The sequence below is a fragment of the Streptomyces sp. Q6 genome (assembly GCF_036967205.1).
Lineage (GTDB): Bacteria > Actinomycetota > Actinomycetes > Streptomycetales > Streptomycetaceae > Streptomyces > Streptomyces citrinus.
The window spans coordinates 1,644,942-1,667,099 of the sequence record NZ_CP146022.1 but is presented as its reverse complement, the minus strand read 5'-3'; the positions used below and the strand labels follow the sequence as shown (position 1 = coordinate 1,667,099).

At 72.1% G+C, this 22,158-nt stretch carries 19 protein-coding genes, 1 tRNA gene and 1 pseudogene; 14 read left to right on the top strand and 7 right to left on the bottom strand.

Translation table 11 applies throughout. The annotated features are described in order from the left end of the window. Positions 1 to 92 precede the first annotated feature (92 nt). Positions 93 to 593, top strand: a complete 501-nt coding sequence (locus V2W30_RS07870; protein WP_338694771.1) for an MmpS family transport accessory protein — start codon at positions 93 to 95, stop codon at positions 591 to 593. 66 nt (positions 594 to 659) lie between these two features. Here the strand turns inward: V2W30_RS07870 and V2W30_RS07865 are convergent. Next, positions 660 to 744, bottom strand: a tRNA-Leu gene (locus V2W30_RS07865). 208 nt (positions 745 to 952) lie between these two features. On the opposite strand from V2W30_RS07865, the gene V2W30_RS07860 reads away from it, so the two are divergent. The 3 genes from V2W30_RS07860 (at position 953) to V2W30_RS07850 (ending at position 3,566) form a co-directional block, all read left to right on the top strand. Then, positions 953 to 2,278 carry a M20/M25/M40 family metallo-hydrolase gene (locus tag V2W30_RS07860; protein WP_338694770.1) on the top strand — a complete coding sequence of 442 codons (1,326 nt, stop codon included), beginning with the start codon at positions 953 to 955 and terminating at the stop codon, positions 2,276 to 2,278. 151 nt (positions 2,279 to 2,429) lie between these two features. Beyond that, positions 2,430 to 2,663, top strand: coding sequence for a chaplin ChpH (gene chpH, locus V2W30_RS07855; protein WP_338694767.1), 234 nt, complete (start codon positions 2,430 to 2,432; stop codon positions 2,661 to 2,663). Positions 2,664 to 2,816: 153 nt separating this feature from the next. Next, positions 2,817 to 3,566 (top strand): chaplin, encoded by a 750-nt coding sequence (locus V2W30_RS07850; protein ID WP_338694765.1) that lies wholly within the window; start codon positions 2,817 to 2,819, stop codon positions 3,564 to 3,566. A gap of 93 nt (positions 3,567 to 3,659) precedes the next feature. Here the strand turns inward: V2W30_RS07850 and V2W30_RS07845 are convergent, their stop codons facing one another. Beyond that, positions 3,660 to 3,848, bottom strand: a complete 189-nt coding sequence (locus V2W30_RS07845) for a DUF5703 family protein (protein WP_189827295.1) — start codon at positions 3,846 to 3,848, stop codon at positions 3,660 to 3,662. Positions 3,849 to 3,895: 47 nt separating this feature from the next. Here V2W30_RS07845 and V2W30_RS07840 point away from each other — a divergent pair, with 47 nt between their 5' ends. After that, positions 3,896 to 4,597: a hypothetical protein gene (locus tag V2W30_RS07840; RefSeq protein WP_338694758.1), complete on the top strand. Its 702-nt coding sequence runs from the start codon at positions 3,896 to 3,898 to the stop codon at positions 4,595 to 4,597. 62 nt (positions 4,598 to 4,659) lie between these two features. On the opposite strand, the pseudogene V2W30_RS07835 reads toward V2W30_RS07840, so the two are convergent. Beyond that, positions 4,660 to 6,868 (bottom strand): annotated as a pseudogene (locus tag V2W30_RS07835) (helix-hairpin-helix domain-containing protein). Continuing rightward, positions 6,865 to 7,848 (bottom strand): aldo/keto reductase, encoded by a 984-nt coding sequence (locus tag V2W30_RS07830; RefSeq protein WP_338694757.1) that lies wholly within the window; start codon positions 7,846 to 7,848, stop codon positions 6,865 to 6,867. The pseudogene V2W30_RS07835 and the gene V2W30_RS07830 overlap by 4 nt, the downstream one beginning before the upstream one ends. Before the next feature lie 143 nt (positions 7,849 to 7,991). Between V2W30_RS07830 and V2W30_RS07825 the strand changes: the two genes are divergently transcribed. Beyond that, positions 7,992 to 9,047, top strand: coding sequence for an LLM class F420-dependent oxidoreductase (locus V2W30_RS07825; protein ID WP_338694755.1), 1,056 nt, complete (start codon positions 7,992 to 7,994; stop codon positions 9,045 to 9,047). Positions 9,048 to 9,286: 239 nt separating this feature from the next. Beyond that, on the top strand, positions 9,287 to 10,075 hold the full coding sequence (locus V2W30_RS07820) for a ferritin-like domain-containing protein (RefSeq protein WP_338694753.1): 789 nt from the start codon (positions 9,287 to 9,289) through the stop codon (positions 10,073 to 10,075). 19 nt (positions 10,076 to 10,094) lie between these two features. On the opposite strand, the gene corA is transcribed toward V2W30_RS07820, so the two are convergent. Then, positions 10,095 to 11,096 carry a magnesium/cobalt transporter CorA gene (gene corA / locus V2W30_RS07815; protein WP_338694752.1) on the bottom strand — a complete coding sequence of 334 codons (1,002 nt, stop codon included), beginning with the start codon at positions 11,094 to 11,096 and terminating at the stop codon, positions 10,095 to 10,097. A gap of 62 nt (positions 11,097 to 11,158) precedes the next feature. On the opposite strand from corA, the gene V2W30_RS07810 reads away from it, so the two are divergent. From V2W30_RS07810 to V2W30_RS07785, 6 genes are all read left to right on the top strand, one after another. Beyond that, positions 11,159 to 11,845 (top strand): histidine phosphatase family protein, encoded by a 687-nt coding sequence (locus V2W30_RS07810; RefSeq protein ID WP_338694751.1) that lies wholly within the window; start codon positions 11,159 to 11,161, stop codon positions 11,843 to 11,845. A 66-nt stretch (positions 11,846 to 11,911) separates the two neighbouring features. Further along, positions 11,912 to 12,502, top strand: coding sequence for a DUF3090 domain-containing protein (locus tag V2W30_RS07805; RefSeq protein ID WP_338694750.1), 591 nt, complete (start codon positions 11,912 to 11,914; stop codon positions 12,500 to 12,502). After that, complete coding sequence (locus V2W30_RS07800) at positions 12,466 to 13,329, top strand: SCO1664 family protein (RefSeq protein ID WP_338694749.1); 864 nt, start codon at positions 12,466 to 12,468, stop codon at positions 13,327 to 13,329. The genes V2W30_RS07805 and V2W30_RS07800 overlap by 37 nt, the downstream gene beginning before the upstream one ends. Positions 13,330 to 13,404: 75 nt before the next feature. Next, positions 13,405 to 13,842 carry an SRPBCC domain-containing protein gene (locus V2W30_RS07795; protein WP_338694748.1) on the top strand — a complete coding sequence of 146 codons (438 nt, stop codon included), beginning with the start codon at positions 13,405 to 13,407 and terminating at the stop codon, positions 13,840 to 13,842. 91 nt (positions 13,843 to 13,933) lie between these two features. Further along, complete coding sequence (mshC, locus tag V2W30_RS07790) at positions 13,934 to 15,163, top strand: cysteine--1-D-myo-inosityl 2-amino-2-deoxy-alpha-D-glucopyranoside ligase (RefSeq protein ID WP_338694747.1); 1,230 nt, start codon at positions 13,934 to 13,936, stop codon at positions 15,161 to 15,163. A 150-nt stretch (positions 15,164 to 15,313) separates the two neighbouring features. Continuing rightward, positions 15,314 to 18,376 carry an NPCBM/NEW2 domain-containing protein gene (locus V2W30_RS07785; RefSeq protein WP_338694746.1) on the top strand — a complete coding sequence of 1,021 codons (3,063 nt, stop codon included), beginning with the start codon at positions 15,314 to 15,316 and terminating at the stop codon, positions 18,374 to 18,376. A 57-nt stretch (positions 18,377 to 18,433) separates the two neighbouring features. On the opposite strand, the gene V2W30_RS07780 is transcribed toward V2W30_RS07785, so the two are convergent. Both V2W30_RS07780 and V2W30_RS07775 read right to left on the bottom strand, forming a co-directional pair. Then, entirely contained in the window at positions 18,434 to 19,087 is a 654-nt protein-coding gene (locus V2W30_RS07780; RefSeq protein ID WP_338694744.1) for a hypothetical protein, read from the bottom strand. A gap of 35 nt (positions 19,088 to 19,122) precedes the next feature. Then, a complete protein-coding gene (locus V2W30_RS07775; RefSeq protein WP_338694742.1) occupies positions 19,123 to 20,862 on the bottom strand; it encodes a S8 family peptidase in 1,740 nt (579 codons plus the stop codon). 293 nt (positions 20,863 to 21,155) lie between these two features. Between V2W30_RS07775 and V2W30_RS07770 the strand changes: the two genes are divergently transcribed. Further along, positions 21,156 to 22,112 (top strand): superoxide dismutase, encoded by a 957-nt coding sequence (locus V2W30_RS07770; protein WP_338694741.1) that lies wholly within the window; start codon positions 21,156 to 21,158, stop codon positions 22,110 to 22,112. Positions 22,113 to 22,158 lie beyond the last annotated feature (46 nt).

Genomic DNA, 22,158 nt, shown 5'->3' with positions numbered 1-22,158 from the left:
GTACTTGTGACCACACTTGACACGGCGTCACGGTCCGCCCTTGTATCTGGGCGTCGCACCGGCGCCGGGCCGGGCCCAGGGGGAGGGACGGCATGACCAGCAGAACCGAATCACCGGCCGAGGAGCAGGCCCGGCAACCGGTGGACCCGTCCGCGGACGACACCGACCGGCGCGGACCGCGCGCCGACCGCGTCGGCATCCTGGCCGCGGCGGTGGCCCTGGCCCTGTGCGGCGGGCTCGTCCTCTACGGCGTCCTCGGCGGCGACGACGAGGAGCGGCGCCGCCACGTGCCGACGGCGTCGGTGACGTACGAGGTGAAGGGCGAGGGTCGGGCCGACATCAGCTACCAGGGCGCCAGTGAGCGCGGCACCGCCGTCTCGGTCTCCGGCGCCCGGCTGCCGTGGCGCACCACGGTCCGGGTGCCGCTCGGGCGCGCGCCGGTGGTCTCCGTGGTCCTCGGCGAGGACGGCACCACCGCCACCTGCGCGCTCGCGATCCGCGGCCGCCACGTCCAGAGCGCGACCGCGGCCGGCTCCTTCGGCCGGGCGAGCTGCTCGGGCTCCCTGCCCTCACCCGCCCCGAGCGACGACTGAACACCGTCGGGAACGCACAACGCCGAAGGCCGGTCGGGATCTCTCCCGACCGGCCTCCGGTCTCTGTGTCCGAGGGGGGACTTGAACCCCCACGCCCGATAAAGGGCACTAGCACCTCAAGCTAGCGCGTCTGCCATTCCGCCACCCGGACAAGGTGTCTGCCGCTTTCTGCGGGGTGTTCCCCGCGGCGACACAGAGAACATTACCAGGGTTTCCGAGTGCCTCGATCACACCCCCTTTCCGCAGGTCGGCGCTGTGAACGGCACGTGACGACAGGCGCCCGGCCTTGGGTGCGGGCGGCCGGAGAGAGAGGATGGGAGACATCCACAGGGGCACCCCCCACGGAGAGAGGAACAAGCGTGAGCGAGCCGAGCACGGGCAGGGCCGTCTCCGGTCAGGACGAGGTCGTCGACCTCTGCCGCGACCTGATCCGGATCGACACCAGCAACTACGGCGATCACTCGGGTCCCGGCGAGCGCAAGGCCGCCGAGTACGTCGCGGAGAAGCTCGCCGAGGTGGGCCTCGAACCGAAGATCTTCGAGTCCCATCCCGGCCGCGCCTCCACGGTCGCCCGGATCGAGGGCGAGGACCCGTCGCGGCCCGCGCTCCTCATCCACGGCCACACCGACGTCGTCCCCGCCAACGCGGCGGACTGGACCCACCACCCCTTCTCGGGCGAGGTCGCCGACGGTTGCGTGTGGGGCCGCGGCGCGGTCGACATGAAGGACATGGACGCGATGACCCTCGCGGTCGTCCGCGACCGGCTGCGCACCGGCCGCAAGCCCCCGCGCGACATCGTCCTCGCGTTCCTCGCCGACGAGGAGGCGGGCGGCGTGTTCGGCGCGCACCACCTCGTCGACCACCACCCGGAACTCTTCGAGGGCGTGAGCGAGTCGATCAGCGAGGTCGGCGGGTTCTCGTTCACCGTGAACGAGCAGCGCAGGCTCTACCTCATCCAGACCGCCGAGAAGGGCATGCACTGGATGAAGCTCACCGTGGCCGGCACCGCCGGGCACGGTTCGATGATCCACCGGGACAACGCGATCACCGAACTGTCGGAGGCCGTCGCCCGGCTCGGCCGCCACAAGTTCCCGGTCCGCGTCACCAAGACGCTCCGCCACTTCCTCGACGAACTCGGCGACGCGCTCGGCACCGAGCTCGACCCGGAGGACATGGAGGAGACGATCGCGAAGCTCGGCGGCATCGCCAAGCTCATCGGCGCCACCCTCAGCAACACCGCCAACCCCACCCAGCTGGGTGCCGGTTACAAGGTCAACGTCATTCCCGGCGAGGCCACCGCCCACGTCGACGGCCGCTACCTGCCCGGCCACGAGGAGGAGTTCCTCGCCGACCTCGACCGCATCCTCGGCCCCAAGGTGCGGCGCGAGGACGTGCACAGCGACAAGGCGGTCGAGACGGACTTCGACGGCGCGATCGTCGAGGCCATGCAGACGGCGCTCGTCGCCGAGGACCCCATCGCCAAGGCCATCCCCTACATGCTCTCCGGCGGCACCGACGCCAAGTCCTTCGTGGAGCTCGGCATCCGCAACTTCGGCTTCGCGCCGCTCCAGCTGCCGCCCGAGCTGGACTTCGCGGGCATGTTCCACGGGGTCGACGAGCGGGTGCCGGTGGACGGACTCAAGTTCGGCGTGCGGGTCCTCGACCGGTTCATCGACGCGTCCTGACGTCAACCCAGCGTGATCCCGACAATCGCCCGTGCGTGCGCACTTGACTGAAAAGAGTGAAAGAGACCATACGCTCGTAGCCCCATACGTTCCTCTTCGTTACAGGGAGTGCAGTCCGCGGCTGGGACTGCATTGCCAACAAGGAGGAATAATGATCAAGAAGGTCGTCGCTGCTGCGGCTGCCACTGGTGGCCTGGTTCTCGCTGGTGCGGGTATGGCCGTCGCCGACGCTGGTGCCCAGGGTGCCGCCGTGAAGTCTCCCGGCGTGCTCTCGGGCAACGTCGTCCAGGTGCCCGTGCACGTGCCGGTGAACGTCTGCGGCAACACGGTCTCCGTGATCGGGCTGCTGAACCCCACCTTCGGCAACACCTGCGCCAACAGCTGACGTTGTTGTGCCTCACCCCGTGAGGGGCTGAGCCCATCGGCCTCGGAGTGCGCGCCATGCGCTCCGGGGCCGCTTGGGCATTCGGCGCGGGGGCACACCGCTCCTTCGCCTTTCCAGATGGTGCTTAGGCAACGTTCTAAGGCAGGGAAAGCTATGCGACAGGTCATGCGCAAGGGCCTGATCACCGCGGCCGCCGCGTCCGGCGTGCTCGCCGTCACCGGCGGCTACGCGCACGCCGACTCCGGTGCGAACGGCAGCGCGTCGAACTCGCCGGGCGTCGCGTCCGGCAACGCGGTCCAGGTCCCGGTGGACGTCCCGATCAACCTGTGCGGGAACACCGTCAACGTCATCGGGCTGCTCAACCCGGCGGTGGGCAACAGCTGCGCCAACACGTCGGACGACGACGGCGGCAGCGGGTCGCAGCACCCGTCCGGCGGCGGCTCGCAGGCCGGCGGACACACCAGTGACTCGCCGGGCGTCGGCTCGGGCAACCACGTGGAGGTACCGGTCGACGTCCCGGTCAACGCGTGCGGGAACTCGGTCAGCGTCGGCGGCGCCGGCAACGCGGGCTACGGCGACGACTGCGCGAACACCGACACGCCCCCCGGTGACCACGAGCAGCCCCCGACGGGACCGGAGCACCCGGGCAACCCGGGCACCCCCGGCCACCCCGGGACGCCGGGCCACCCGACGTCGCCGGACCGCACCGTGCCGGGCACCCCGGGCGCGCCGGGCACGGACACCCCCAACCAGCCGGGGACGCAGGCCGTCACCCAGCCCAAGGGCGAGTCCCAGCTCGCGATGACCGGCAGCTCGCTGCCGATCGGCGCGGTCATCCCGGTGGGCGCGGGCGCGCTGCTCGCGGGCGCGGTGCTCTACCGCCGCGCGAAGGCCGCGGTGTGACGGCAGCCTGAACCGCGTCGGCGGTACGAACGGAGCGGGCCCCGCATCGGCGGGGCCCGCTCCGTTTTCGGTCGCCGACCCGTCAGGTTCAGGTCACCATGTGGCCCGTAGCTGGCGGATGATCCGTCGGCGAAGGCGTACGCGGCGACTGCCGTCGCGGCGCAGGCTCAATCGGTCCAACTCCCAGTGTCCGTACTCTGCATGGTCTGTCAGCAGACGCGTCGCTTCCTTGCGGGAGACCCCGCGCGGCACGTACACGTCGACAAATTCGTATTCCGGCATCGCATCTATTGTGCGGGCAGTGGCCCGGTACGGATAGCGTCTGCACTATGTCTGATGCTGCGCAGCCCACCGCTGCCGAGGTACGCGCCGCCGCCGAGGCGGTCAAGGCTGCGCTCGACCGCCACCTGGCGGCTGTCGAGCGCAGGTCGGGAGAGGACGACCCGGCCGTCTACGAAGCGTTCAACGAACTGGCCGCCGCGGCCGAGGAGTACGACGAGCTCCTCTACGACCGCTACGACGAGGTCACCCCCTTCGAGATCCCCGGCGGCGAGGACGCGCTGCCCCCGTACACCGGGCCGGAGGAGCCGAACGCGCTGAGCGTGCTGATCCGACGCGACTACGCCGTGGTGGAACCGCAGCGACTGCTGGCCCAGGCGGGCCGGGTCGCCGACCTGGACGCCGACGCCGAGACCGGAGCGGGCAGCAGTGTGCACACCGCCCTGGGGGTGCTTTTCGGCGAGTTCGAGCCGGACGAGATCGCCTCGCGGCACAAGGAGTTCGGCCTGGAGGAGGGCGACTCCACACTCTGGGTGACGGCGTCCGACGATCCGCCGGAGCCGGGGGAGTGGCTGGAGTCCCCCTTCGACCAGGCGGACCCGCAGCGGGTCGTCTGCCGCTTCGACGTCAGCGCGGTCTTCGACGACGACCTGGACGATGTCACGGACGACCTGGACGAGGTGGGCCTCGAAGACGTCACGGACGTCGCCGACGCCACGGACGTGGAGACGCTGGAGGAAGCGGACCGCTAGCCACGCGTGCGAGGGCGACCTCCTGGACCGGCGGACCGGTACGGGAGGTCGCCCACCGCCGGCTAGGCCGCGGGTACCTGGGCGCGGACCAGGACCGGCAACCGGGTCGTACGCGGCTTCGCGGCCACCTCCGCGATGGCCCGCGCCAGCGCCGCGTCCGCCCCGTGCACGACCGACAGATGCCGCTCTCCGCGCCCGAACGCGGTGTACACCCAGGGCCGGCTGAGCGCCTGCGTGGCGTCCCCCGGCAGCACGACCACGGCGGCCGGCCACCGCAGCCCCACGGCCTGGTGCCCGGTCACCGCCCACCCGTGCCGCACCGCCCGCTCGACCTGGTCCTTCGGTACGAGGACGGGCTCGCCGTCGCACTCCAGGCGCAGCCCCTGCGGGTCGGCGCCGACGACCCGCCCCGGACGGATCCGGCCGGGCGCCGGGACATACACCACGAGGTCTCCCGGGTCGAAGCCCGCGAACCGCCCCGGACCCGGGTTCAGCCGCTCCTTGAGCGCCGCGTTCAACGCACGGGTGCCCGCCGCGCCGCCGTGCCCCGGAGTGATCACCTGCGTCCGGTCGGCCGGCACGCCGATCGCCCGCGGCACCGAGTCCGCGACGAGCTGCACGGTGCGGTGGATCGCCTCGGCGGCGTCCCGCACCGGCACGATCACGACCTCCTTGCCGGGCGCCTCCACCTGGTTGAGCTCGCCGATACCGATCCCGGAGACGAGCTCCCCGATCGGTCCGGGGTCCGGGGTGCGCGAGGCGACGCGCGGGCAGATCGCGGCGGCCAGGAGGTCCGCGAACACCCGGCCGGGCCCCGCCGACCACAGGGTGCCCGGGTCACCGCTGAGCACCAGCCCGCAGCCGTCCGCGAGCAGCTCGACGAGCATCGCGGCGCCCTCCACGTCCAGCTGCGGCGCGTCCAGGACGACCAGCAGATCCAGGGCGAACGCACCCTCCCCGTCCCGCGCGGGCCCCTCCGCCCCGGCCAGCAGCCCCGCGACGGTGGCCGTGGCGCTCTCCGGCGCGTCGGGCCCGAGCAGCTCCGCGGCACGCCGCCGCCCGTCCGCGCTGTGCGCCGCGACGCAGACCCGCAGACCGAGCCGGGCCGCGGCCGCCGCCGCGCCGATCGGCTCCGCACGGGCCGCTTCGCCGCCGGTGTGCAGCACGAGGCGGTGCCCGCCGATCGCCCGGATCAGCTCGGCCGTGCTGCCGCCCGCGGCGCCGGCGGCGTCCTCCCAGCCCTCGCCGAGCGGGCCGCCGTCCTTGGGCCCCGAGTTGATCACTCGGGCGATGCCGTCCGCGAGGCTCTCCTCGGCGAGCGCGTACCGCTCCAGGCCGACCAGGATCCGGACGGGCCGCTCGACCTCCTCCTCACCCTCCGCGGGCTCCGGAGCGGGGGTGTCGTCGAGCGCGTCCTGGAAGATCAGCGCGTCGCCCTCCGCGACGGCGCTCTGCACGGCCTCGTCCGGCTCGCTCACCCCGCGCTTGCCGAGCGCCTCGGTCAGCACCGCCAGGTCGAGGGCCGTGTGCCCGGCGACGGCGGCCTGTTCGAGCAGCCATACGGTGACGGCGCGGCCCCTGCGCTCGTCGTCCGGGGCGCAGTCGGCGCCGAGCAGCGCCCGCGCGAACCCGTCGGCCTGCTCCGGCCGCACACCGCCGACCCGCAGCAACTGCCAGGGGTCCGCCCGCAGTTGCTCGTCCGCTCCTCGCCCAGCGTCGCGGCGGCCGGGGCGGCCAGCGCGTCCGGCGCCCCGCCCTCGCCGAGCACGGCCCGCACCGCGGCCACGGCCTCGCCGTCGGGCCCCGCGTCGACGGCGGGCACCGGCTGCGGCCTGCGCACCGGCTCGGCCGTGACGACCCGGCGCGGCTCGGGCGCCGGCTCCGCGAACACGGTGGCGACCGGCTTCTCGCCGCTCTCCACGGCCCGCACGGCGGCCAGCAGGTCGGCGGCCGTGCCGCTCAGCTTCGCGCCGGCCTCGATCGGCCCTTCCTTGGCGGCCTTGCGCTGTGCGATCCGCTCCCGGAGCTCCGCTGCGCGGCCAGCTCGGCCTCGGCCTCCGACGGCTGGGGAGCGGCTTCCGCCGCCGCACCGGCACCGTCGGCGCTCTCCCCGGCCTCGTCAGCCTCGTCGCCCGGCGCGGCCGTGTCGTCGTGGGCAGCCGCTCCGGCCTCGCCGGAGGCGTCCGCCTTCGGGGTGGCGGGCGTCTCGTCCGGCCCGGCGTCGGGGCCGGCCCCGGACTCGTTCTCCGCGGCAGCGGACTCCGTACTCACAACGTGCTCCAGTCCTGATCGGGATAGCGGTGCACGGGCGCCGACACATCGTCGAGCGCCTGGCAGATCTCGTCAGGAAGACTAAGGGCCTCCACTGACAACGCCGCCGCGAGCTGCTGCGCGTTGCGCGCGCCGACGATCGGTGCGGCCACCCCCGGCCGGTCCCGCACCCAGGCGAGCGCGACCTGCAACGGAGTCACCGCGAGCCCGTCCGCCGCTATGGAGACGGCGTCCACGATGTGCCCGGCCGCCTCGTCCAGGTACGGCGCGACGAACGGCGCCATGTGGTCGGAGCCGCCCCGCGAGTCCGCGGGCGTGCCGCCGCGGTACTTGCCGGTGAGCACGCCGCGGCCCAGCGGCGACGACGGCAGCAGCCCGATCCCCAGGTCGAGCGCCGCGGGCAGCACCTCGCGCTCCACGCCGCGCTGCAACAGCGAGTACTCCATCTGCGTACTGGCCAGACGCGTGCGCACGCCCGGCGCCGCGAGCTGCCAGGTGCCCGCCTTCGCCAGCTGCCACCCGCAGAAGTTCGAGACACCGGCGTACCGCGCCCGCCCGCTGCTGACAGCGATGTCGAGGGCCTGCAACGTCTCGTCGAGGGGGGTCTGCGTGTCGTACGCGTGGACCTGCCACAGGTCGACGTAGTCGGTGCCGAGCCGGGCCAGCGACGCGTCGAGCGCGGAGAGCAGATGGCCGCGCGAGCCGTCGAAGCGCCGCTCGGGGTCGGGCACGCTGCCCGCCTTCGTGGAGATGACCAGATCGCGGCGGGGCACGAGCCCCTCGATGAGCCGGCCGAGCAGGTACTCCGACTCCCCGTCCCCGTACACGTCGGCCGTGTCGACGAGCGAGCCGCCCGCCTCCCAGAACGTCTTCAACAGGTCGGCGGCGTCGTGCTCGTCCGTGTCCCGGCCCCACGTGAGGGTGCCGAGCCCGATCCGGGACACGCGCAGGCCGGTGCGGCCGAGATGCCTCTGCTCCATGGGCGCTGAGATTACTGGCCCAAGGTCAGGATCGGAGCCCCTGTGGATATCTGTCGTCGGACCCGTCGCGCTAGGGTGCCCGGCGAGAGACATTACCGATGGGTAAACCAGCGGATCCGCACGGCGTTAAGGGGATGTGGTCAATGAAGCTCGGCATCAACCTCGGGTACTGGGGCCTGGGTATGGACACCGACAATCTGGCCGTCGCGAAGGAGGCCGACAAGCTCGGCTACGCGGTGTGCTGGGCGGCCGAGGCCTACGGATCCGACACGGTCACCGTGCTCTCCTTCGTGGCCGCGCAGACCGAACGCATCGACGTCGGCTCGGCCATCATGCAGATCCCGGCCCGCCAGCCCACGATGACGGCGATGACCGCCTCGACCCTGGACACGCTCTCCGGCGGCCGCTTCCGCCTCGGCCTCGGCGTCTCCGGGCCGCAGGTCTCCGAGGGCTGGTACGGCGTGAAGTTCGACAAGCCGCTGGCCCGCACCCGTGAATACGTCGACATCGTGCGCAAGGCGATGAGCCGCGAGCGGGTCTCCTACGAAGGCGCGCACTGGACCCTGCCGCTGCCCGACGGCCCCGGCAAGGCGCTCAAGCTGACCGTGCACCCCCAGCGCGAGCACATCCCGCTCTACATCGCCGCGATCGGCCCCAAGAACCTGGAGCAGACCGGCGAGATCGCCGACGGCGCCCTGCTGATCTTCCCGTCCGCCGAGCACCTGGAGGAGACGGCGATCTCGCACCTGCGCGCGGGACGCGAGAAGGCCGGCAAGACCATGGAGGGCTTCGACGTCTGCCCGACCGTGCCGATCGCCGTCGGCGACGACAAGGACGTGACCGCGCTCGCCGACGGCTTCCGCCCGTACACCGCGCTCTACGTGGGCGGCATGGGCAGCGCCAAGCAGAACTTCTACAACCAGCTCGCGCAGCGCATGGGCTACGAGAAGGAAGCCGCCGAGGTCCAGGGCAAGTACCTGTCCGGCGACAAGGACGGCGCCGCCGCGGCGATCCCGCACCAGCTCATCGACTCCACCACGCTGCTGGGTTCCGTGGACCGGATCGCCGACCGGATGCGGGCCTACGCCGCCGCCGGTGTCACCACCCTGACGCTGTCCCCGGCCGGTTTCACGCTGGACGAGCGCCTCGCCTCGCTGCGCGCGGGCGTGGAAGCCGTCGAGCGCGCCGGACTCGCGTAGCAGCGGGGGGATCAGAAGGACGTTTCAGCGGCCGTGGTGGGGGCTCGGGGGGTCTTCCCCGCCACGGCCGTCACGGAGCACAACGCGTCACCGCGCGCGTGGTTACGCCTCGGCTCCCCGCGGGAGGTCCTTCGTTCGGCCGAGTTGGCCCGCTCACCTGTTGCCCCGACCCGCACACCGCATTTGACTCGTTCTTTGCGGACGCGGAAGACCGCCCGGGGCAAGGAGGTACACCCACGATGCTGTCGGCCAAGAGCCTGTTCGAGGAGATCCTCGACGACGACGAGTCCTTTCGGCTGTTCTGTTCCATCGCCGCGGGCGGAGAGTCCCAGGGCGGCTGGGAGAACGCGCGGATCGCCGCGCTCGTCCCCGAGAGCGAGCGCGCCCTCGCCCCCAAGGTGGCGCGGCACGGCGCGGACGAGGACAAGCACGGGCGCATCTTCAACGCCCTGATGAAGAAGCGCGGCCTCGACCCGGTCCCCGTACCGGAGGAGGCGGACTACACGATGCTCCTGGAACGGCAGGGCATCGGGCTCACGCACGAGCGGCTGCGGCGCGAGGAGCCGCTCACCGTGCAGGACATCGTCACGTACCTGGCGCACAGCCGCGTGACCGAACAGCGCGCCTCCGAGCAGATGGAGCTGCTGCGCAAGCACTTCGCGCACCACCCCGACATCGGCCGCGCGGTGAAGATGATCTCGAACGACGAGGACAACCACCTCGCCTACTGTCACGAGGAACTGCTCCGCTTCGCCCGCGCGGGCCACGGCCGCGCGATCCAGCGCACCCTGCGCGCGTGCGCCCTCGCCGAGATCGCCGTCTACCGGGACGTCTCGCTCGCCGTCATGGACCACATGGGCCGCCTCCTGGGCTGGTCGAAGCCGAAGGCGGCCGTGCTCGCCGCCGGGATCCACGCCGTGTACGCGTACGAGCGGCTCGGCGGCTGGCGGCGGATGGTGTCCCTGACGATGCCGGAGCGCCGCGACGCCCTCGGCGGTCCGGCCACCACGTCCGTGGAGTTCGCGTGACCCGGGCGGCGGGGAGCCGCTAGAGCCAGCCGCGTCGCTTGAAGAGGCGGAACAGCAGCAGCTCCAGGGCGGCCATCAGCACGATCACGGCCGGGTACGACCAGACCCAGTGCAGCTCCGGAATGTGGTCGAAGTTCATGCCGTAGATGCCCGCGATCATCGTGGGCACGGCGGCCATCGCCGCCCACGCGGAGATCTTCCGCATGTCGTCGTTCTGCCGCACGCTCATCTGCGCCAGGTGCGCCGAGAGGATGTCCGACACCAGCCGGTCCAGGCTGTCCACGGACTCGTTGACCCGCGTCAGGTGGTCGTTCACGTCACGGAAGAAGGGCTTCGCGTCCTCGTTGACGAACGGCACGGACGCGAGCCCCCACGGGCCCACCCCGGACAGCCGCGCCAGCGGCATCGCCAACGGCCCGGTGGCGCGCCGGAATTCGAGGATCTGCCGCTTGAACGTGTAGATCCGCGACGCCGTGTCCCGCGAACCGCCGCCGTCCGGCGAGAAGACCTCCGCCTCCAGTTCCTCCAGGTCGGTCTGGAGCTCGTTCGCGACCTCCAGGTAGTGGTCGACGGTGGCGTCGGCGATCGCGTAGAAGACCGCCGTGGGGCCCTGCTTGAGGACCTCCGGATCCGCCTCGAGACGCTGCCGTACGGCCTTCAGGGGCGCGCCCTCGCCGTGCCGCACCGTCACCACGAACGAGTCGCCCAGGAAGAGCATCAGTTCGCCGGTGGACACCTTGTCGCTGCTCGGCTCGTACACGACCGGCTTGAGGACCACGAAGAGCGAGTCGTCGTAGACCTCCAGCTTCGGCCGCTGATGCGCCTTGAGCGCGTCCTCGACGGCCAGGGGGTGCAGCCCGAACTCCTGGCTGACCCGCTCGAACTCGTCCTCGGTGGCCTCGTGGAGCCCGATCCACACGAAGGCGTCGCCCGCCGCCCGTGCCGCGTCGAGGGCGTCGGAGAAGTCGTCGGGGCCCTCGGTCCGGCGGCCGTCCTGGTAGATGGCGCAGTCGACGATCATGAGAGGCATTCTTCCCAGGGGGTACGGGGGCCGCACTTCCGTATGCGCCTAGGCTGGCCCGTATGCCCACGCTCATCCTTGTCCGGCACGGACGGTCCACTGCCAACACCGCGGGTCTGCTCGCCGGGTGGACCCCCGGCGTGGCCCTCGACGAGCGCGGCGCCGCGCAGGCCGCGAGCCTGCCCGAGCGGCTGAAGGACGTGCCCCTCGCGGAGATCGTCACCAGCCCCCTGCAACGCTGTCAGGAGACCGTGGCGCCGCTGCTCGCCGCGCGGCCCGAGCTGACCGCGCACACCGACGACCGGATCGGCGAGTGCGACTACGGCGACTGGTCGGGCCGCAAGCTCGCCGAGCTCGCCGACGAGCCGCTCATGCAGGTTGTGCAGCAGCACCCGACGGCCGCCGCGTTCCCCGGCGGCGAGTCGATGCGGCAGATGCAGCACCGGGCCGCCGAGGCGGTACGTGAGTGGAACGCGCGCGTGGAGCGGGACCACGGCGCGGACGCCGCGTACGTCATGTGCTCGCACGGCGACATCATCAAGTCTCTGGTGGCGGACGCCATCGGGCTGCATCTGGACCTCTTTCAGCGCATCTCTGTAGAGCCGTGTTCCATCACGGCGATCCGTTACACGCGCCTGCGCCCCTTTCTCGTACGCCTCGGTGACACCGGAGACTTCGCGTCCCTGGCGCCGCGCGCGGAACCGGCGGGCCCGGACGCCCCCGTCGGGGGCGGCGCGGGCGCACCGTGATCGTCGGCCGCAGTAGGGTGAAGCACCGGTAAACCAGTCGATCCCCCGATCTCATGGAGACAGGACGTGTCCCGTCAGGTGTTCCTCTACGACCCTCCGGAGCGTTTCGTGGCCGGTACGGTCGGGCTCCCCGGGCGCCGCACCTTCTTCCTTCAGGCCACGGCAGGAGCCCGGGTCACCAGTGTGGCGCTGGAGAAGACACAGGTGGCCGCGCTCGCGGAGCGCATGGACGAGCTGCTCGACGAGGTCGTGCGGCGCAGCGGCGGCAGCGCTCCGGTGCCCGCCACCGCCCCGATGGAGATCTCCGACACGGCGCCCCTGGAGAGCCCCGTCGAGGAGGAGTTCCGCGTCGGCACGATGGCCCTCGCCTGGGACGGCGACGAGCAGCGCATGATCGTCGAGGCGCAGGCACTCGTCGAGCTGGACGCCGACACCGACGAAGACCTGGCCGAAGCCGAGGAAAGGCTTCTCCAGGACGAGGAGAACGGGCCGCCGATGCTGCGGGTCCGCCTCACCGGGCCGCAGGCCCGCGCCTTCGCCAAGCGGGCCCTTGACGTGGTGAACGCCGGCCGCCCGCCGTGCCCCCTGTGCAGTCTCCCGCTCGACCCGGAGGGACACGTATGTCCGCGCCAGAACGGATACCGGCGCGGCGCGTGAGCGACCGCGACGACCTCGCCCTCCTCGCACACGGGGAGCTGACGGTGCGGGGACAGATCCGTGAGGCCTCGAACGCCGTCCTGCTGTGCACCGTCACGCACGAGGGCCGTGAGGCGTCCTGCGTCTACAAGCCGGTGCGCGGCGAGCGCCCCCTGTGGGACTTCCCCGACGGCACGCTCGCCCAGCGCGAGGTCGCCGCGTACGAGGTCTCCGAGGCGCTCGGCTGGGGCCTCGTGCCGCCGACCGTGCTGCGTGACGGGCCGTACGGCGACGGCATGTGCCAGCTCTGGATCGACGGCCCGCGGGGCGAGAGCGAGGACGAGGGGGAGGCCGACGCCGGCGGCGACAAGCTGCTCGCGCTCGTCGACGGCGAGGAGCCCGGCGAGGGCTGGAAGGCGATCGGCTTCGCGGAGGTCGGCGAGGGGCGCACCGCGCTGCTCGTGCACGCCGACGACGCGCGGCTGCGGCGGCTCGCCGTGCTCGACGCGGTCATCAACAACGGCGACCGCAAGGGCGGGCATCTGCTCGTCGACGCCGAAGGGCACCTGTACGGCATCGACCACGGGGTCACGTTCAACGCCGAGGACAAACTGCGCACCCTGCTGTGGGGCTGGGCGGGGGAGCCGCTGACCGATGAGGCGCGCGCCGCCCTGGAGGCGCTGAGCGGGCGCCTGAGGGACGGCGAACCGCTGGCCGTGCGGCTCGGCGGGCTGATCACCACGGTCGAGCTGGAGGCCGTACGGGACCGGGTGGCGGCCCTGCTGAAGAGCGGCCGGCACCGGGAGCCGAGCGGCGAGTGGCCCGCGATCCCGTGGCCGCCGATCTGACCCGGTGGCGGCTCCGACCTGCGGTTCCGTGGCGCCCGGGGGCGGTTGTCAGCGGTCGGCGTTACGTTCGAGGGCATGACCAAGCTGATTGTCGAGGACCGGATCGACCGCCCGGTCAAGGACGTGTTCAACACCATCGTCAGTCCGGAGGGCCTGTCGAGCTTCTTCACCGCGGAGGCGTCCGCCCCGATGATCCCCGGCACGACCGTGACCTGGCGCTTCGGACATGTCGACGCCACGTTCGAGGTGCGGATCGGCGAGATCGAGACGGATCGGCTGATCTCCTGGAGCTGGCCCGGCGGCGACGTGGCGATCACGCTGGCGGACGCGGACGGGGCCACGCGGCTGACCATCACCGAGCAGCCGATGGGTGACGGTGTCGAGGGCGCGGCCCACGCCGTGGGCCAGACACAGGGCTGGACGTACTTCGTGTGCGGCCTGCGCGCCCATCTGCTGCACGGGATACGCCACTTCGGACTCTCGGACGCGATCCGCGCCACGGTGGAGGCCTAACCCGTGCGGCGCGGCGGCGCAAGAGGGCCTTGTCGGTCATCAGGCCTGGTCCGGTTCGTATACGGAAGCACCGTCCGGTTAGGCTCATGGCATGCATGCCTGGCCCGCTTCTGAGGTCCCCGCCCTTCCTGGCAAGGGCCGCGACCTTCGGATCCACGACACCGCGACCGGTGGGCTCGTCACCCTTGACCCCGGTCCCGTCGCCCGTATCTACGTCTGCGGCATCACTCCGTACGACGCGACCCATATGGGTCACGCGGCGACCTACAACGCGTTCGACCTCGTGCAGCGCGTGTGGCTCGACACCAAGCGGCAGGTTCACTACGTCCAGAACGTGACGGACGTCGACGATCCTCTGCTTGAGCGGGCCGTGCGCGACGGTATCGAGTGGGAGGGCCTCGCCGAGCGCGAGACCGCCCTGTTCCGCGAGGACATGACCGCCTTGCGGATGCTGCCGCCGCAGCACTACATAGGAGCCGTCGAGGCGATACCCGGCATCGTGCCGCTCGTCGAGCGGCTCCGTGACGCGGGTGCCGCCTACGAGCTCGAGGGCGACATCTACTTCTCCGTCGAGGCCGACCCGCACTTCGGGTCCGTCTCGAACCTCGACGCCGCGGCGATGCGGCTCCTGTCCGCCGAGCGGGGCGGCGACCCCGACCGGCCGGGCAAGAAGAACCCGCTCGACCCGATGCTGTGGATGGCCGCCCGCGACGGCGAGCCCAGCTGGGACGGCGGATCGCTCGGCCAGGGGCGCCCCGGCTGGCACATCGAGTGTGTCGCCATCGCCCTCGACCACCTCGGCATGGGCTTCGACGTCCAGGGCGGGGGCTCCGACCTGGCCTTCCCGCACCACGAGATGGGCGCCTCGCACGCGCAGGTGCTGACCGGCGAGTTCCCCATGGCCAAGGCGTACGTGCACGCCGGCATGGTCGCCCTCGACGGCGAGAAGATGTCCAAGTCCAAGGGCAACCTCGTCTTCGTGTCGGCGCTGCGCCGCGACGGGGTCGACCCGGCCGCGATCCGGCTCGCGCTCCTGGCCCACCACTACCGGGCCGACTGGGAGTGGACCGACCAGGTCCTGGAGGACGCCGTGGAGCGGCTCGGGCGCTGGCGCGCGGCGGTGTCCCGGCCCGACGGCCTCCCCGCCCAGGCGCTGGTCGAGGAGATCCGCGCGGCGCTGTCGAACGACCTGGACGCGCCCGCCGCGCTGGCCGCCGTCGACCGGTGGGCCGCGGCCCAGTCCGCCGACGGCGGTACGGACGAAGGGGCGCCGGGGGTGGTGTCCCGGGCGGTCGACGCGCTGCTCGGGGTGGCCCTGTAGTCCTGCTCCAGCTGCGAACAGCCCCTCCGGTGGGAGGAGTCGAGGTCGCGGGGCGCTGCCCCGGACCGGCTCCTCCCGCACCGGAGGGGCTTTTCCGTGCCTCTAGCCGTGTGCTCGTTTCTGCGCTAAACAACCGCTATGCAATCAGCATTGAGCACGCCTCGACGTCTCAGATCCCTGGTCGCCCTCACCGCACTCGGGCTGGCCGCCGCCCTCCTCGGGCCCGGCCACGCCGCTCAGGCCGACGACGGCACCGGCGCCCTCGGCGCCGTCACGGGATTCCACCCCGACGGATCCCGCTACACCTTCGACGCCGGGAGCGCCGAGGCCCGCGTCAGCTTCGTGTCCGGGGAGACCTTCCGGATCGAGGTGGCGCCGGACGGCGAGTTCACCGACCCGGCCGGGGACGACATCGTCCTGCCGCAGGGCACGCCGCCCGCCACCCGCTGGAAGGAGAAGGCCGACCGCTACGAGCTCAGCACCGACCGTGTCACCCTGCGGGCCTACAAGTCCCCGCTGCGCTTCGCCCTGTTCCGGGCCGACGGCACCCAGGTCTGGTCCGAGACCGCGCCCCTGAGCTGGTCCGCCGACAGCACCACCCAGACCCTCGGGCGCGGCGCCGACGAGCAGTTCTACGGCGTCGGCATGCAGAACGGGCGCGGCAACACCTCGCTGCGCGGCCAGACCGTCGAGGCCGAGGTCGACTACGACTGGGACGACGGGGGCCACCCCAACTCCGTCCCCTTCTACCTCTCCTCCGCCGGGTACGGCGTCTTCCGGAACACCTTCGCCCCGAACACGTACACCTTCGGCGAGCCCGTCACGGCCGCCGCCGAGGAGCGCCGCTTCGACGCCTACTACTTCGCGGGCAGCGGCCGGGACAGCGCCAAGGACGTCATCGGGCAGTACACGAAGCTGACCGGCAAGCCGTTCCTGCCGCCCGTCTACGGCCTGGAGATCGGCGACGCCGACTGCTATCTGCACAACGCCAACCGCGGCGAGCGGCACACCCTGGACGCGCTCAAGATTGCCGACCAGTACGTCGAGCACGACATGCCGCTGGGCTGGATGCTCGTCAACGACGGCTACGGCTGCGGCTACGAGGACCTCGCCGCGACGGCGAAGGGCCTCCAGGCGAACGGCGCACAGCTCGGTCTGTGGACCGAGGACGGCATCGACCGGATCGCCGACCAGGTGAAGGCGGGCCAGCGCGTCGCCAAACTCGACGTCGCCTGGGTCGGCGCCGGATACAAGTTCGCGCTCGACGGCTGCAAGGCCGCCTACCAGGGCATCGAGGAGAACTCCGACGCCCGCGGCTTCACCTGGGCCCCCGAGAGCTGGTCCGGCGCCCAGCGCTGCGGCGTGCAGTGGTCCGGCGACCAGTCCGGATCCTGGGAGTACATCCGCTGGCAGATCCCGACCTACGCGGGCGCGACCATGTCCGGGCTCGCCTACACGACCGGTGACGTGGACGGCATCTTCGGCGGCAGCCCCAAGACGTACGTACGCGATCTCCAGTGGAAGTCGCTGCTGCCGGTGACCATGACCATGGACGGATGGGCGGCGAGCGACAAGCAGCCGTTCCGGCAGGGCGAGCCGTACACCGGCATCAACCGTAAGTACCTCAAGCTGCACGAGTCGCTGCTGCCGTACCTGTACTCGTACGCGCACCAGGCCACGAAGACCGGGGTCGGCGCCGTGCGGCCGCTCGCGCTGGAGTACCCGGACGACCCGAAGGTCGCGACCGACGCCGCCAAGTACGAGTTCCTGACCGGCGAGGACTTCCTCGTCGCGCCGGTCTACAAGGACACCGCCGTACGCGACGGGATCTATCTGCCGAAGGGGACGTGGACCGACTACTGGACCGGGCGCGTGTACCAGGGGCCGACCACGATCGACGGATACAGCGCGCCGCTCGACACCCTGCCGCTGTTCGTCAAGGGCGGCGCCGCCGTCCCGATGTGGCCCGGCATCCGCTCGTACGCCGACCGGGACGCGGACTCGCCGCTCGCCTGGGACGTGTACCCGCAGGGAAGCTCGTCCTTCGAGCTGTACGAGGACGACGGCGTGACCCGCGCGCACCGCGACGGCGCCTACGCGACACAGCGCGCCGACGTCACCGCACCGCGGTCGGGCCCCGGCGACGTGCGCGTACGGGTCGGCGCGAGCGAAGGGACGTACCGGGGGAAGCAGAGCGCGCGGCCGTACGCGTTCACCGTGCACACCGGGGACGCGCCCTCTCAGGTCGAGCTCGACGGGCGGAAGATGGCGCGGCTGGACTCCAGGAGCGCGTACGACAAGGCCGGGAGCGGGTGGTTCTACGACCGGGACGAGCGGGGCGGCGTCGTCCTCGTGAAGACGGCGAAGCTGTCCACGGGCCGCGCCTTCACCCTCGACCTGCGGGACACCGCGGCCGTGGGCGGAGCCGTGCCGGGCGCCGACGCGACCGTCGCGGCCCCCGTCGGGCAGGAGCTCGGCGCGGGCGCGAGCGGCACGGTCGCCGTGGACGTCACCGCGGGCGGCCGGGACGCCACCGACGTGGCCGTCGCTCTCGACGCCCCCGAGGGCTGGCGCGTCGGCGACGCCGTGACGCTCGACCGGGTCCCCGCCGGCACCACGCGGCGCGTCGAGGTCGCCGTCACCCCGGCGGCCGGAGCCACCGCGGGAGAACAGGCGCTCACCGCGACCGCCCGCTACCGGGCGGCCGGTCAACAACGCACCGCCCAGGGGCACTTCGCCGTCTCCGTGATGCCGCCACCGCCCACCGGTGACGCCTGGGCGAGCGACCTGGTGTGGCTCAGGTCCACCAACGGCTACGGGCCCGCCGAGCGCGACCGCAGCAACGGCGAGTCGGGCGCCACCGACGGTCACACCCTCACCCTCGCCGGGAAGACGTACGCCAAGGGGATCGGCGTGCACGCCGACTCCGACATCGAGGTCTATCTCGGCGGGCGGTGCACGAAGCTGACCGCGGACGTCGGGATCGACGACGAGATCAACGGATACGGGGAGGTCGCCTTCTCCGTCGAGGCCGACGGCACGGTGCTGTGGACCTCGCCGAAGGTGACCGGCGCCTCGGCGACCGTGCCGGTCGACGTCGACGTGTCGGGCGCGCGCCACGTCCGGCTCAAGGTGACCGACACGAACGGGTCGAAGACCGGGGACCACGGGGACTGGGCCGCCGCCAAGTTCACCTGTGCAGCCGGGAGTTGACGTGGAGCGGCGCCGGACGGGGTTCGTTCTCCCGTCCGGCGCCGCGGTCGGGTCACGTCAGCGGGTGATCGCCACGCCGACGATGAGACCGGGGTTGTTGGCGTTGTCGTAGAAGGCGATGACCTGCTGCCCGAAGGCGAACGCCTGCTGGACCATCTCGTGCGTCTCGTCGACCGGGTTCACCAGGACGCGCCAGGCGTTGTCCACGAACAGGTACAGCAGCTCGGCCTGGCCGGGGAGCGGCTGGACGTAGTCGAAGAAGTTCTGCGCGACGCCCGTGACCAGGGCCTGGGTCGAGATCTCCGGGACCTCGGTCTGCGGCACCTGGGACTGCTGCCCCTGCTGCTGGCCGCGCTGCTGGCCCATCTGGTGGAGCAGCTGCTGGAACGGCTGCTGCTGGCCCATCTGCTGGAGCTGCTGCTGAAGGTGCTGCGGGATCTGCTGCTGCCCGAACGGCTGCTGTTGCTGCTGTCCGAACTGCTGCTGTCCGAAGGGCTGTTGCTGCTGCTGGCCGAACTGCGGCGGCATCGTGCTCGGACCCTGGATGCCCTGCTGCTGACCCTGTTGCCCTTGCTGGCCCTGCTGCCCCTGCTGGGCGCTGCGCGGAATCGGCTGGAGGCCCTGCTGCTGCCCCTGTTGACCCTGCTGGCCCTGCTGCTGTCCGAAGGGCTGTTGCTGCTGTTGCTGACCGATCTGCGGGGTGGTGCTCATGCGGGTACCCCTTCTCGTCATAGCGTGGTCGTACGTCAGCCCGTGACCACCAGGCCGACGACTTCGTCGTCCGAGAACCAGACACGGATGTCGGGCCGTCCCCCCGCGAAAGCGGCGTGCACCGCTTGGCGGATCTCGGGGGACGGATGGTTCAGATTCCTCCAGGAGCCCGCCACGAACAGCCGCAGCCGCGGCGGGAGTTCGGGCGGATACGGGATCAGCTCGTCCCAGTACCGCTCGGCCTGGCCCGAGCCGACCGTGGAGGGCAGCAGGTTCGTGACCGCCGCCCTGAGGTCGGGCCGGTTGCCGATCCGCTGCGAAGCGGGCCGGCCGGGGGCGTCCTGCTGTGGTGAGCCGGTCGCCCGTAGCGCCTCGCGGGCCCGCTGCGACGTCATCGGGCGCTGGCCGCCGGCCTTGAGCATGCCTTGGAGCGCGGCCAGCGCGCCGACGACCACCGGGGAGGCGGACGAGGTGCCGGAGAAGGTGTCGGTGTACCAGGCGATCTCCTCGGCGCCGCCCTGGAGATCTCCGGGCCCGTTCCAGGAGCCGCCGGTCGTCGTGACCTCACGGCCCCAGCCCTGGGCGTCGAGCCGCGCCCCGTAGTTGGAGAACGCGAGCCGCGAGCGGTCCGGGCCGTGGTCGCGGCCGTGCGTGCCCGGCGGCGGCGCCCCCGCCCCCACCAGGACCGCGCCGGAGGAGCGGTTCGACGGGTTGAACGGGTTGTGCCACCAGGCCGGGAACTCGTCCGGACGGCGCTCGTACACCGCGTCGTCGAGCGACTCGGCGCCGTTGCCCGCCGCGGCGACCACCACGATGCCCTTCGCCGTCGCGTACTTGATGGCCGCGAAGTCGTCCGGCCACCACTCCAGGGCGATGTAGCCGCGCTGGTCGTCACGTGGTTCGAAGTCGAACCGCGGCCCGGGGCGGTGCAGTTCGACCAGGACGATGTCGCCCGGGTTCAGCCGCTCGGCCGCCGCGTGGATCGCCGCGGCCGTGCCCACGCCCTGGAACGACGCCGCCGCCGTCACGGCCTCCGGGACGATCCCGGTGATCCCGCGTTCGTTGCGGTCACCGCCGATCACGCCGAGCACGGCCGTGCCGTGGTTGCGCCACGCCACATCGGAGATCGGCGTGCCGACCACGACGCCGGCGAGCTTCGCCGACAGGTCCTCGTGGCCGAGCTGCCAGGCGCCCTCGACGTCGATCACCGTGACGCCCTCGCCGCTGCCACCGAGCCGCTGCCACGCCCACTGCGCGTCGATGCCCTCGGGCGCCGGGCCCAGGTACCGCTGCCTGCCGGTGAAGTCGGGCGTGGCGGCCGCCTTCTCCTTCATCCGCCGCGCCTCTTCGAACTCGGCGGCCGAACCGGCCGGTACCGCGCCCGGCTTCACGTACGCCGTGTCGATCTCCGGCAGCGCCGCGATCCTGGACCGCAGCTCCTGGGCGCGGTCGGCGCCGCCGCGCACCCGGTAGAAGAGCGCCAGATCGGGGATGTCGGCCCCGGCCTGAGCCGCCTCGGTGATGCCCTGCAACCGCTCCTCGTTGCCGAACAGCGGCTCCAGGGCGAGCTGTTCGTCGCCGAGGAACATGTTCAGCGCCGACACGTCGGCGCCCGCGGCCGAGCTGACTCCGTCCGGCTGGGCGCGCAGCCGGGCCTCCGGCCGCGCCACGACGATCAGTTCCTCTTCCGCTCCCTGGTAGGCGAAACCGGTTCCGTCCGGTCCTGGACCCGCGGTTCCCGGGCCCCGCGCCGGTTCCGCGTGTTGGTCGGTCATCGGTCCACAGCTCCCCTCGCCCTAGCTGGTCGTTCGGGTGTGTCCGTGCTGTGTCGCGTGCGTCGGGGCACACCCTGCTACGGCCTGGCCCGCCCGTCCAGCCCTCGTTCCCCAAGTGCGTTTGAAATCAAGTTGAACGGGGAACCCCCTGCAATCCGTCCGGAAACCGATGTCACGCCGCAAACCGGCCAAAGCCTGCGGAGAGATGGGTCATGTGGTGGGGTATGAGCGTCTGTTGACCCTTCGGCCGGGCGGCACGGACGCCGCTCCGGCCCTTTGCGGAAGGACGCTCCATGCACCGTTCCTTCGCACGAAGAAGCTTCATGGCCGCCGGAGCGGCCGGCTTCCTGGGACGTGCCGCGGGCACCGCCCGGGCGGCCGATTCCCCCACGGCGGCGGGGAGCGGGCCCACCCGCTTCCCGCTGCCGAACGGATTCCGGCCCGAGGGCATCGCCATCGGCACCTCCCCGTACGCGTACTTCGGCTCGCTCGCCGGCGGTGACCTGTACCGCGCCTCCCTGGCCACAGGGCGCGGCACCCTCGTCCCGACCGGCCTGGGAGAGGCGCACCCGACCGCCGGACTCAAGATCGACGACTACGGCCGGCTGTACCTCGCGGGCGCCACCAGCCGTGAGATCCGCGTCGCGTCGGCCCACGACGGCCGGATCGAGAAGACGTACGTCGTCGGCTCCGACGGCACCATGGTGAACGACGTGGTCCTCACGCCCGGCGCCGCGTGGTTCACCGACTCGTACAAGCCGCAGCTGTACGGGCTCGGGCTCGGCCGACACGGAGAGCCCGGGACGGTGCGGACCCTGCCGCTCACGGGGGAGTGGGAGCAGGGCCCCGACTTCACGGCGAACGGCATCGCGCGGACCCCCGACGGGCGGGCCCTCATCGTCGTCAACACCGTGGCGGGCGGCGGGAGCCTGATGCGCGTCGACCCGCGCACGGGCGCGGCGCGCGCCATCGACCTCGGCGGGGCGACCGTGCCGAACGGGGACGGGATCCTGCTCCTCGGCCGGATGCTGTACGTGGCACAGCAGTGGCAGAACGCCATCGACGTGTTCCGGCTCGACGCGGCGGGCACGCGCGGGGTCGCCGTCGCCCGGATCACGGACCCGCGGTTCCGGATCCCGACGACCATCGCCGCGTACGGGCGGCGGCTCTATCTGCCGAACGCCCGCTTCGACGTGGAGGTGCCCACCCCGGACACCGACTACGACGTGATCGCGGTCGACCAGGTGTGACCCGAGGGTGCGCGAAGGGCCGGGACCCGTACGGGTCCCGGCCCTT

Bases quoted from the DNA above. Each gene is read 5' to 3' on its own strand.
- V2W30_RS07840 (WP_338694758.1), top strand. From the start codon at position 3,896: ATGTCTGATGCTGCGCAGCCCACCGCTGCCGAGGTACGCGCCGCCGCC.
- V2W30_RS07820 (WP_338694753.1), top strand. From the start codon at position 9,287: ATGCTGTCGGCCAAGAGCCTGTTCGAGGAGATCCTCGACGACGACGAG.
- V2W30_RS07850 (WP_338694765.1), top strand. From the start codon at position 2,817: ATGCGACAGGTCATGCGCAAGGGCCTGATCACCGCGGCCGCCGCGTCC.
- V2W30_RS07795 (WP_338694748.1), top strand. From the start codon at position 13,405: ATGACCAAGCTGATTGTCGAGGACCGGATCGACCGCCCGGTCAAGGAC.
- V2W30_RS07830 (WP_338694757.1), bottom strand. From the start codon at position 7,848: ATGGAGCAGAGGCATCTCGGCCGCACCGGCCTGCGCGTGTCCCGGATC.
- V2W30_RS07870 (WP_338694771.1), top strand. From the start codon at position 93: ATGACCAGCAGAACCGAATCACCGGCCGAGGAGCAGGCCCGGCAACCG.
- V2W30_RS07780 (WP_338694744.1), bottom strand. From the start codon at position 19,087: ATGAGCACCACCCCGCAGATCGGTCAGCAACAGCAGCAACAGCCCTTC.
- V2W30_RS07775 (WP_338694742.1), bottom strand. From the start codon at position 20,862: ATGACCGACCAACACGCGGAACCGGCGCGGGGCCCGGGAACCGCGGGT.
- mshC (WP_338694747.1), top strand. From the start codon at position 13,934: ATGCATGCCTGGCCCGCTTCTGAGGTCCCCGCCCTTCCTGGCAAGGGC.
- chpH (WP_338694767.1), top strand. From the start codon at position 2,430: ATGATCAAGAAGGTCGTCGCTGCTGCGGCTGCCACTGGTGGCCTGGTT.
- V2W30_RS07845 (WP_189827295.1), bottom strand. From the start codon at position 3,848: ATGCCGGAATACGAATTTGTCGACGTGTACGTGCCGCGCGGGGTCTCC.
- V2W30_RS07825 (WP_338694755.1), top strand. From the start codon at position 7,992: ATGAAGCTCGGCATCAACCTCGGGTACTGGGGCCTGGGTATGGACACC.
- corA (WP_338694752.1), bottom strand. From the start codon at position 11,096: ATGATCGTCGACTGCGCCATCTACCAGGACGGCCGCCGGACCGAGGGC.
- V2W30_RS07810 (WP_338694751.1), top strand. From the start codon at position 11,159: ATGCCCACGCTCATCCTTGTCCGGCACGGACGGTCCACTGCCAACACC.
- V2W30_RS07800 (WP_338694749.1), top strand. From the start codon at position 12,466: ATGTCCGCGCCAGAACGGATACCGGCGCGGCGCGTGAGCGACCGCGAC.
- V2W30_RS07770 (WP_338694741.1), top strand. From the start codon at position 21,156: ATGCACCGTTCCTTCGCACGAAGAAGCTTCATGGCCGCCGGAGCGGCC.